General features: G+C 49.4%; 9 protein-coding genes. 3 read left to right on the forward strand and 6 right to left on the reverse strand.

The genetic code is table 11. The annotated features are described in order from the left end of the window. Positions 1-178: 178 nt before the first annotated feature. The 6 genes from ubiE to yhbY all read right to left on the reverse strand — a co-directional run bounded on the left by ubiE (position 179) and on the right by yhbY (position 4513). On the reverse strand, positions 179-916 hold the full coding sequence (gene ubiE, locus HMPREF2726_RS12345; protein WP_003760056.1) for a bifunctional demethylmenaquinone methyltransferase/2-methoxy-6-polyprenyl-1,4-benzoquinol methylase UbiE: 738 nt from the start codon (positions 914-916) through the stop codon (positions 179-181). A 438-nt stretch (positions 917-1354) separates the two neighbouring features. After that, the gene (locus tag HMPREF2726_RS12350; protein ID WP_003762839.1) at positions 1355-1786 is read right to left on the reverse strand and encodes a gamma-butyrobetaine hydroxylase family protein; all 432 of its coding nucleotides are present in this window, start codon (positions 1784-1786) and stop codon (positions 1355-1357) included. A gap of 1 nt (position 1787) precedes the next feature. Next, entirely contained in the window at positions 1788-2075 is a 288-nt protein-coding gene (locus tag HMPREF2726_RS12355; protein WP_232203777.1) for a cytochrome b6, read from the reverse strand. Between the two features lie 97 nt (positions 2076-2172). Continuing rightward, positions 2173-3462: a CAP domain-containing protein gene (locus HMPREF2726_RS12360; protein ID WP_009311477.1), complete on the reverse strand. Its 1290-nt coding sequence runs from the start codon at positions 3460-3462 to the stop codon at positions 2173-2175. Between the two features lie 292 nt (positions 3463-3754). Beyond that, the gene (locus tag HMPREF2726_RS12365; protein WP_009311478.1) at positions 3755-4024 is read right to left on the reverse strand and encodes a hypothetical protein; all 270 of its coding nucleotides are present in this window, start codon (positions 4022-4024) and stop codon (positions 3755-3757) included. A gap of 204 nt (positions 4025-4228) precedes the next feature. Further along, entirely contained in the window at positions 4229-4513 is a 285-nt protein-coding gene (gene yhbY, locus HMPREF2726_RS12370; RefSeq protein WP_003760073.1) for a ribosome assembly RNA-binding protein YhbY, read from the reverse strand. Between the two features lie 108 nt (positions 4514-4621). Here yhbY and HMPREF2726_RS12375 point away from each other — a divergent pair, with 108 nt between their 5' ends. The 3 genes from HMPREF2726_RS12375 to recB all read left to right on the forward strand — a co-directional run bounded on the left by HMPREF2726_RS12375 (position 4622) and on the right by recB (position 11364). Then, positions 4622-5242 (forward strand): RlmE family RNA methyltransferase, encoded by a 621-nt coding sequence (locus HMPREF2726_RS12375; RefSeq protein WP_009311479.1) that lies wholly within the window; start codon positions 4622-4624, stop codon positions 5240-5242. A gap of 64 nt (positions 5243-5306) precedes the next feature. Further along, positions 5307-7298 (forward strand): ATP-dependent zinc metalloprotease FtsH, encoded by a 1992-nt coding sequence (gene ftsH, locus HMPREF2726_RS12380; RefSeq protein ID WP_049222511.1) that lies wholly within the window; start codon positions 5307-5309, stop codon positions 7296-7298. Between the two features lie 424 nt (positions 7299-7722). Then, complete coding sequence (recB, locus tag HMPREF2726_RS12385) at positions 7723-11364, forward strand: exodeoxyribonuclease V subunit beta (protein ID WP_009311482.1); 3642 nt, start codon at positions 7723-7725, stop codon at positions 11362-11364. Positions 11365-11410: the final 46 nt, after the last annotated feature.

Consider the following 11410-nt stretch of genomic DNA (forward strand, 5'->3'; position numbering starts at 1 on the left):
GCCGTACTGGTTTAAAGTTAATCCACTATATCAGTACAACTCAGAGATTTCTTACAACAAAGGTCGTCTGAAAACCTTATCAATCGGTTTTCAGACGACCTTTTTCAGTCATCAACATAAGCCCGATACTTTGGAATAGGCTATGGGCATCAGACAGATAGGTCAGCCGATTCGGGTATCAGAATTTCACACCTTTATGCAAGGCTACGATGCCTGCGCTCATATTATGGTAATCAACGCTGTCGAAACCGGCATCCAGCATCATTTGTTTCAATGTTTCCTGGTCAGGGTGCATGCGGATGGATTCTGCCAGATATTGATAGCTGTCTGCGTCTTTGGCAATAAGTTTGCCCATGACCGGCAGCAGTTTGAAGGAATACAAATCGTATGCGCCTTCCAGTGGCTTGTAGACTTTGGAAAATTCCAACACCAAGAGCGTTCCACCCGGTTTGAGTACGCGGTACATTTCTTTGAGCGCGGCATCTTTGTGGGTCATGTTGCGCAAACCGAAAGCAACGGAAACCAGATTGAAATAGTTGTCGGGAAACGGCAATTTTTCGGCATCGGCAAGCGATACGGGCAGAATCAAACCTTCATTCAGCAGTCTGTCTCTGCCGACGGTCAGCATGGATGAGTTGATATCGGTCAGCCACACTTCGCCCTCTTTGCCCACACGCTTGGCCCAGCCGCGCGACAGGTCGCCGGTACCGCCGGCGATATCCAGCACTTTATCGCCCTTTTTCAGACGGGCGGTATTGATGGTGAAATGTTTCCAAACGCGGTGCAGGCCGGCAGACATGACATCGTTCATGATGTCGTAGTTTTTGGCTACGGAATGGAACACTTCGGCCACTTTACCTGCCTTTTCTTCTTCGTTTACGGTAGTGAAACCGAAATGGGTTTTGTGGTCGCTCATAGAGGTGCTTTCCTAAAATAATCTGAAATCAATATGGTTCAAACGGTATTTCGATTTTCAGACGACCTTGCTCTAGGGGTCGTCTGAAAGTTTAATCATTGAGAGGCAAACCTGTCTTTCAATTTGTTCATGGCTACGCCGAATGCTGAAATTTCATCTCTGAAGGTGATGGCATTTTTATCGTCATTCACGATATGCTTTTGCGGACCGGCTTAGCGTAGTCTATCAAATGGATGACTAAATAATCTTTTTTATTCAGGTAACAACGCAACTCGCCCATGCAGTGGCATTGTACCCTCAAGACCGTATCTTTCCAGCCGATTCTGTTTGACATCCGACAGGCTGATATATTTTTTCAAGCGAGGAACAGAGCCTGCTTTGCCGACATCCTGCTATCCGTCACAATGCCGCTTCAAAAAGAACAAACACGCTCAGTAATCAATGATGCCCGCCACAACCGCCGCTGCCGCAGGAATGCTTTTTACCGGCAACAAGATCGGCGGCACTCGGTATTCTGGAGGCTCCGGCTTCTTTTAACCTGCGGAGATAATCCTGCCAAAGCGCATCATAATCGTAAGCCAATTTGTAAAGATAAGCCCAGTCATACAAACCGCTATTATGACCGTCTGAAAAAGTAATTTTGAGCGCATACTGACCGACAGGATCCAAATCAGAAATCGTAACTTCTGCTTTACCTGTCTGCAAGACATCTTGTCCCGCGCCATGTCCGCGCACTTCGGCACTGGGAGAATAAACGCGGAGAAATTCGGCAGGAAGGGTTTTACGTTCGCCACGATAAACCAAAACCAAAGCCGATCGGTCATGTTGCAAACGGATTTCTTCAGGAATGTTGTTATCAACTTGGTTCATGTCATACCCCCATTTTCTTTCGCAGCACCGCTACCCGGATTGAAAAAACGCCGCCCAAAAACGCAAACAGCAAGATTAAAATGAGCGAAAAACGGATCAGCGCAATCCGCATCGACATATCCAAGCCCAAATCAAACACTGCCAAAACCACATATATCAGGAAAGAAAGCATCATCAGTCCGATACAGATAAAGGCATAACGCGTATGGGCGGCAATTTTCGGATGGCGGATCATTGTTTGAGAAACAAGAAATAAAATTTCCGCTATTCTAACAGTTTTACGGTTCACCCAAACAATAAAGTATCTTGCCCTACCCTGCTTTGTCTTGTTGCGTATGAAAGAAGGTCGTCTGAAAACCTGTTTGTGTTTCAGACGACCTTGATTGCTATTGCCAGATATAAAGTAAGACCGCTTTATCATTTTCTTCTTTCGGCGTTAACCGGACATCATCGCCTTTGTCTCCGGTAACCCGTACCACCATACCGCCGATCTGACGCTCCATGACTTCGAGTTTCGCTTTGCCGCGTTGGCGGTAAACATACTCTTCGCATTCCCGCTGACACCAAAAATCCTTCCAATGAATGAAATATTTCTTACCCGATTCAACTGCCAATTTTTCTCCGCCTTTAACGATAAAGTAAGGATAATCAGGCTTTTTCGTTCGGAAAGTCCATTCGGCTTTTTTGGATTTGCCATTGCGCTCATACTCGAATACGGCACGATACGCGGTATCGTATTCCAAAGGCAATAAAGGAAATAAGGCAAATTGACGATCAGAAAACGTTTGATTCGGATCATTGCTTGCCGTCAACACCTTGACCTTCTCTATCTCGGATTTGCCCTGATAAAGCTTGAACGACCGCATTTTGATTTTTCCGGCAGATTCCGAAAAAGCGATACTGACCGGATTGCCGGTAAATTCGTGTCCCGGCATGGGTTCGGGGTGTTCGCCGTGAAAATCCGGCATGGCAAAATCACCTTGCGGATAAACGACATATAAGAACTCGCGTTGCGCCTTGACTTCGTCCGCATAAACAACGGCGTTGTTGTTGCAGGCATTTTGATAATAACGCCGCCCCGGTTCAGGATAAACCCTGCCTAAACCGCAATAAAAATTAAACTGATGATTTCCCTGATTGATGGCGACCGATATCCGCCCATCACGATGCTCAAATGCCGCACCAGCTTCATCAATGCCTTGTTCCAACAGAGAGAAGCGGTGATAAATAGCAGTCATCAAACCGTCAATCTGCTGCTGAACCGGCAAATTGGTATCCATATCTTCAGGATACGGATAAAAACCGGTGGTGATATTTTCATGTACGCCATCATAAAGATAACCTACCTTGCGGGCGCGTTCATTCGGGCGGTAGCCGGTAAAAAACGGATTGCTGCGATGACGTTCGTCATGACCGTCTTCAGGGTTCTGCAACAAATAACGCGCATGATTGCGGGCGGACTTTTCTAAAACCGACGAATGCGCCAAAGTCGGCAGCCCCGCGCCTGCACGCAAAAAATTCAGGTAAGCCAATCCGCCGAATGAAGACACGGAAGACCTGTCATGCGGTGACTCAGCATGAATCAGCTCGTCCTGAGAAATTCTATGGTTTTGCTGATAATAAAAAAAACCAAAAGCCGCAGCCAACAGCGCAAGCCAGAAAATGAGATTTTTCATATTGTTATAAATAGATAGTGGATTAAATTTAAATCAGGACAAGGCGACGAAGCCGCACAGTACATATAGTACGGAACCGATTCACTTGGTGCTTCAGCACCTTAGAGGAATCGTTCTCTTTGAACTAAGGCGAGGTAACGCCGTCGGTTTAAAGTTAAGCCACTATAAGTAAGAAGACGGCTAAAGATATGCCCATTTCATTGCCAATCCCGAATCATACAGGATAAAGGTCGTCTGAAAAACCAAAACCCCGACTACAAACCATGTAATCGGGGTCGGCATTAAAAAAGACTTAGTATTGGTATTGATTCTGCTCAGGATATTGGTTCTGCGTCGGGTAGGGATACTGATTCTGTCCGGACATTTGAGGTTGCTGTACTTGTTGGCGGTTGTCTATTCTGCTGCCGGTACGTTCCAATGCCTGACCTGCCTTACCGATACCGTGACCAATACCGCTGACAGAACGCCCGATAATGCGTGAACCGTCTTCCCGAACGCCGTTCCAAGTATTGTGACAGCCTGCCAAAGTCAATAAAACCAGTGCAACAGATAATGCTTTCATGATGTGCTCCTATCGTTAGTATAGCCAATCCGCAGCTTTAAAAACTGCGGGTATGTTCCCATTGACAGTAATCAATCTCAGAGAGTTTATCGATTTTCCTGATTTTACGAGCGCATAACAAAAACACTTGGTAAGAGTCATAAATATTTTCAGACGACCTTTTGCACATCTGTCCTTAAGATGTCTGAATATGCTCTTGAAGAATCAAACCTCCAAGTTTTTACGCCACAACACCAACAGTTTGCCGATATGCTGAACCAGTTGCGCATCAACAGCTTCGCACAGCGCATTGCAAATTTCAACGCGCTCGGCTCGGTCGTCGCCGAATACACGGACCTTAATTAATTCATGCGCCGTCAGGGCGGCATCGGTTTCTTTGATAACGGACTCGGTCAAACCTTGCTGTCCCACCATTACAACAGGATGAAGGTGATGGGCGCGGGCTTTCAATTCCAAAATTTCTTTGGTACTTAATTTATTGTCAGTCATGTTCTAGTGCTTGAAAAGAAAGAATAGTGCGGCATTGTACGCGATTTGGCGCAATCTCGGGGGAAAATAACGTACAATACGGCGTTTCTCTAAATCATTAAATAAATTATGGCAGTACGTTCAAAATCATCAAAAGCCTGGCTTCACGAACACGTCAACGATCATTACGTCCACATGGCACAAAAAGACGGCTATCGCGCCCGCGCTGCATATAAACTGCTGGAAATCAACGGAAAAGACAAATTAATCAAACCCGGCACAGTTTTGGCGGATTTAGGCAGCGCGCCGGGCAGCTGGTCGCAAGTAGCGGCAAAACTGGTCGGCAATTCAGGGCGCGTGTTCGCATTGGATATCCTGCCTATGGATGAAATAGAAGGCGTTTCCTTTATTCAGGGCGACTTCAGGGAGGACGAAGTATTGGCGCAATTTGAAACCCTGCTGGACGCCCGACCGCTAGACCTTGTAATTTGCGATATGGCACCCAATATGTCGGGTAACGCCGTAACCGACCAAGCCCGCAGCTTTTACTTGTGCGAACTGGCTTTGGACTTTGCCGTCAATCATTTGAAAACGGGCGGCAGCTTTTTGGTGAAGGTATTTCAGGGAGCGGGCTATCAGGAATATATGGCAGCCATGCGCGAAATCTTCGGAACGGTGCAGACGCGCAAGCCCGAAGCATCACGCAATCGTTCCAGTGAGATTTATTTATTAGGAAAAAATAAACGCTGACAATACAGGCAGCGTGTTTTAAAATCTTCCTTTCGTTTATCTTAATATCATGGAGTCTGGCTAAGTGGGGAATACCTTTAAGTCCATCCTGTTATGGGTCGCTTTGTGCGTCGGTCTGATGGCTGCGTTCAACGCACTGACCAGCAAGCAGGAAAACAAGCAGCAAATCGAATACTCTCAATTTATCCAACAGGTAAACAACGGTGAAGTGAGCAACGTCAAAATCGAAGGCTCCGCCATCATCGGCTATCTGATCAAAGGCGAACGTACCGATAAATCCACTTTCTTCACCAATGCGCCTTTAGACGATAATTTGGTCAAAACGCTTTTGGACAATAAAGTCCGCGTCAACGTTATCCCTGAAGAAAAACCGAGTATCTTTACCAGCCTGGTTTTCAGCCTGCTGCCGGTATTGCTGCTGATTGGCGCATGGTTCTACTTCATGCGCATGCAAAACGGCGGCGGTGGCAAGGGCGGCGCATTCTCTTTCGGTAAAAGCCGCGCCCGCCTGATGGACAAAGAAACCAATAAAGTTACCTTTGCCGATGTTGCCGGTTGTGATGAAGTAAAAGAAGAAGTACAAGAAATCGTCGATTATCTGAAATCCCCCAACCGCTATCAAAGCTTGGGCGGCCGCGTTCCGCACGGCATTTTGCTGGCAGGCAGCCCGGGTACCGGTAAAACTTTGCTGGCAAAAGCCATCGCAGGCGAAGCCGGTGTGCCTTTCTTCAGCATTTCAGGCTCCGACTTTGTTGAAATGTTCGTCGGCGTCGGTGCAAGCCGCGTGCGCGATATGTTTGAACAAGCGAAGAAAAACGCCCCTTGTATCATTTTCATTGACGAAATCGACGCTGTCGGCCGTCAACGCGGTGCCGGCTTGGGCGGCAGCAACGACGAACGCGAACAAACCTTGAACCAGCTTTTGGTCGAGATGGACGGTTTTGAAAGCAATCATACCGTTATCGTCATCGCCGCAACCAACCGTCCCGACGTACTGGATCCGGCATTGCAACGCCCAGGCCGCTTCGACCGTCAGGTTGTTGTTCCGCTGCCCGATATCCGCGGTCGCGAGCAAATCCTGAAAGTCCACGCGAAAAAAGTACCTTTGGACGAATCCGTAGATTTGACATCATTGGCACGCGGCACGCCGGGCTTCTCCGGTGCGGATCTGGCCAACTTGGTCAATGAAGCCGCCCTGTTTGCAGGCCGCCGCAACAAAATCAAAGTCGACCAAAGCGATTTTGAAGATGCCAAAGACAAAATCTATATGGGTCCCGAACGCCGCAGCATGGTAATGCACGAAGACGAAAAACGTGCGACCGCCTACCATGAAGCAGGTCATGCGATTGTTGCCGAAAGCCTGCCGTTTACCGATCCGGTTCACAAAGTGACCATCATGCCGCGCGGCCGTGCGCTCGGTTTGACTTGGCAGCTTCCCGAACGCGACCGTATCAGCATGTATAAAGACCAAATGCTGAGCCAATTGTCGATTCTGTTTGGCGGACGCATTGCCGAAGACATCTTCATCGGCCGTATTTCCACCGGCGCATCCAACGATTTCGAACGTGCCACCCAAATGGCGCGCGAGATGGTCACCCGTTACGGCATGAGCGATAAAATGGGCGTAATGGTTTATACGGAAAATGAAGACGAAGTATTCTTGGGACGCAGCATTACCCGTTCTCAAAACATTTCCGAAAAAACCCAACAAGAAATCGATGCAGAAATTCGCCGCATCTTGGATGAACAGTATCAAGTAGCTTACAAAATCCTTGATGAAAACCGCGATAAGATGGAAATTATGTGCAAAGCCTTGATGGATTGGGAAACCATAGACCGCGATCAAGTGCTGGAAATTATGGCAGGCAAGCAACCCAGCCCGCCTAAAGATTACAGTCACAATCTGCGTCAGGACAATCCGGAACAATCTGAAACCGAAGCGGCAACACAAGCTCCGGAAGCAGTCAGTCAGCATGAACCTGCTTCCACAGAAACCGCTCAAGAGCCAACTGATAAAGCCCAAGAGTTATCTGACAAACCGGAAGACCAAGCTTGATCGCACAAAAGAAAACGGCAGCCTACAAGCCGCCGTTTTTTTGTTTGCCTCACCCTATTTTAGGGCTGATATCAACAATTATAGTGGATTAACTTTAAACCAGTACGGCGTTGCCTCGCCGTAATATCTGTATTGTCTGCGGCTTCGTCGCCTTGTCCTGATTTATAGTGGATTAAAATAAAAATGAGACAAGGCGACAACGCCCGCCGTGTACGGGTAGTACATAAGGGCGTTGGCAACGCCGTATCATTGCAATTTTAATCCACTATAAATTTAATCCACTATAAATCCAACGGAACGCAACCGAAAATCGCAAGCCTGCCATACAACAAGCCAAAGCTCGTTTTCACCCCCAAGCTCCCCACCGTTTTCAGACGACCTCTGCTATGATTACGCCTTCTATCTGTACTTCCCTCCTTTTATCATGCCCGCCAACGCCTCCATTCCAGCCTTCGATCCCCTAAGCATCCCCATAGCAGGTACCAATCTGATTGAAGCCTCTGCCGGCACGGGCAAAACCTATGGCATTGCGGCTTTGTTCACGCGCTTGGTCGTGCTTGAGCAGATGCCGGTCGAAAGCATTTTGACCGTTACTTTTACCAAGGCGGCGACAGCGGAATTGAAAACCCGTCTGCGCGCACGTTTGGACGAAGTATTGCAGGCTTTGGAGAGCGTGGAGGATACGGACAATCTTTCAGACGACCTCGCAGCATACTGCCGAGACAATCATCCGGGCGATGTGTTTCTGACCGGTTTGCTCAAACAGGCATTGGCTCAAGAAAGTCGGGCGCGGCTGATTGTCCGCCTCAAGGCTGCCATCGGGCAATTCGACAACGCCGCGATTTATACCATTCACGGCTTCTGCCAACGCATTTTGCGCGATTATGCGTTTTTGTGCCGCGCGCCTATGGATGTCGAGTTGACTGAAGACAACCGCGACCGCCTGCTGATTCCCGCTCAAGATTTTTGGCGCGACCGCATCGTCGATCATCCCGTTTTAGCGAAGTTGGTATTCCAACGCCGCCAAACGCCGCAAACCATGCTGGTGGCAATACAAAAGTTCGTCAGCCGTCCGTATTTGGTTTTCAGACGACCCGAAGCAGACCTAGTCGCCGCGCAGGAAAACTTTCGGAAAACATGGGAAAAAGTGCGTTCCAAACTGGACGCTTTGGAAGAAACATTCTGGCGCATCCGTCCGATATTAAATGGGCAATCCTATCAAGAAAAAACATTCAAGACCGTCTTTCTCGAACTCCACTCCGCCTCCCAATCCGATGCCCTTCCTTCTTTTAGCAAAACAACGGCAGAAAAGCTGCCTATGTTTGCCATAGAAGCTTTAGCGTCCAAAGTCAAAAAAGGCAATACTCCCGATACTGCCGCCTTTGCCGATTTGCAGATATTGGCGAATCTCGGCGCAGATTCAGCTGCCATCGTGCAAGCCGAAGAAGAGACGCTTACCCTGCTCCACCTCGACCTGCTTGACCATCTTAATGCCAGTCTGAGCGAGCAGAAAAAATCCAAGCGCGAACGCGGTTTCGACGATTTACTGCTTGATGTTTATGACGCATTGACCGACAACCCGCAGGCAGACTCGCTGGCTCAGGCAGTAGCGCAGAACTGGCGCATCGCATTGATTGACGAATTTCAAGACACCGACCCGCTGCAATACGAAATCTTCCGAAAAATCTTCATCAAACAAAACAAACCTTTATTCTTAGTCGGCGACCCGAAACAAGCGATTTACAGCTTTCGTGGCGCCGACATTTACGCCTATCTGCAAGCCGCAGCCGACTCGCAACACAGCTACACGCTGGCAACCAATTACCGCAGCCACGCCAAGTTGATTAACGGCATAGGCGCATTGTTCCGCTGCAAAAACCGCCCTTTCGTCTTGGACGGCATAGACTATACCGAAGTCGGCGCCGCACGTTCCGAAAGCCGTCTTTCGCCGCCCCAAACTGCCATACAGATACGCTGGCTCAACGGCAAAGACGACGAAGTACTCAACAAAGACATCTTGCGCCGCCGTGCCTCCGAATATTGCGCCGACGAAATCGCCCACACGCTCAACGAAGCTGCCGAGGGTCGTCTGAAATTCAAAGACAGGCCGGTCGTTTCGGGCGACATTGCCGTCTTGGTCAGGACGTTTAACGAAGGCGTGATGGTGGCAAAAGCGCTGAAAACGCGCGGCATACAAAGCGTTTTGCTCTCAAGAGAATCGGTTTTCACCACGCCCGAAGCCCTCGCCCTTGCCGCGCTGTTGGATTATTGGCTCAATCCCGGACAAATCGGCTCGCTGCGCTTTGTCTTATCCGGCACATTATTCGGCTACGACGCGCAAGCCCTGTATCAACTCAACCGCAACGAAGCCGAATTATTAAACTGGATAAACACTGCCGCCGAATCTGTCGCCATTTGGCGGAAAAGCGGGATTTATGCCGCGCTGCAACACTTCTCCTCGTTGCACGGCATCGAAACCGGATTGCTTGCACGCGGCGACGAGCGCGGCCTCACCAATTTCCATCAGCTTTTAGAGTGCCTCTCAGAAGAAGAAGGACAAAGCCTCAGCCCCGCCGCCCTACATCAATGGCTCAACGACCAAATCAGCCTGGCGCAAGAGAGCTCTGTCGGCGAATCAGGACTGTTACGGCTTGAAAGCGATGAAGCACTGGTCAAAATCGTCACCATGCATGCCTCCAAAGGTTTGCAATATCCTTTGGTCTATTGCCCTTTCGTTTGGGACGCGAAAGACATGAAGCCCGCCGATTGGCAAATCCTCCACACCGCCGACCACACCACGGAACTGCTTGCCAAATCGCAACTCAACGATGAAGACCGTATCCACCTTGCCGACGAAGAAATGGCGGAACGCCTGCGCCTGCTGTACGTCGCGCTGACCCGTGCCGAAGAGCAGCTCGTCCTTTATGCCGCCCATTGCGGCGATACCGCCGATTCCCCTTTCGCCTACCTGCTTGAAGGCAGCACCGACAGCAATCGGGTGTCTACCCGCCAAGCTTATGAACAAGAACGCAAAGCAAACAAAGCCCTAGGCGAGCTGCAAATGCTGAAAAACAACTGGCTGCGTTTCCTCAAAAATCCTCCCGAACATACCGACTTCAGCTTTTCCGAAGACGCGCCGCAACCCGCTGCCGCGCAAAACCGCCATCTTTCAGACGACCTCTATCAAGCCGCCGTTATCCCTGCCCGCGGATTTCAGTTCATCCGACATACCAGCTTTACCGGCCTCAGCCGCCAAGTCAAAACCCGAGACGACGAGCGCGAAGAATTACAACCCGCACTCGATCCCGCAGAAACCGCCGCCGAAACAGAAAGGTCGTCTGAAACCGCTCTCTCTGTTTCAGACGACCTCCTAAACACCGACATCCACCATTTCCCGCGCGGCGCCAACGCCGGCGTCTGTCTGCATGAAATGTTGGAAAAATTCGACTTTGCCCAAAGCACCGAAAGCCAAAGCAGCCTGATAGCCGAAACCTTGACCCGCTACGGCTTCGACCTACTCTGGACAGATGCCGTCAAACAAATGCTCGACACCTGCCGCAAAACGCGCCTTGTTGCACAAAGCCTGTCTGAAATCCCACCCGAACGCCGCCTTCCTGAAATGGGGTTCACCCTCTACACCGAAGACTTCAAACTCCATGACCTGCGTCGCTGGTTTGCCCGTGAAAACAGTTCCCTGCCGCCGGAATGTATCGAAGCCGCAGAAAGATTGGATTTCCAAGACGTACAAGGTTTTCTCAACGGCTTCATCGACATGGTCTGCCAAGATTCAGACGACCTTGTGTGCATCATCGATTACAAATCCAACCATCTGGGCGACAACGCTGAGTCCTATACGCAACAAGCTATGAACGAAGCCGTAGCAGACCACCATTACTACCTGCAAGCGCTCATCTACGCCATCGCCGTAGCCCGCTATTTCAAACTGCGCGGCAAACCGTTACCCAAACTCGCCATCCGATACCTCTTCCTGCGCGGATTGGACGGCACGGACAACGGCGTCTGGCAATGGAACTTGGATACCGAATCCTTAGCACAATGGCTGTAAATGGAATGAAAAAGGTCGTCTGAAAATATATAGTGGATTAACTTTA

Origin of the sequence: Neisseria sp. HMSC074B07, from assembly GCF_001810355.1 — a bacterium.
Lineage (GTDB): Bacteria > Pseudomonadota > Gammaproteobacteria > Burkholderiales > Neisseriaceae > Neisseria.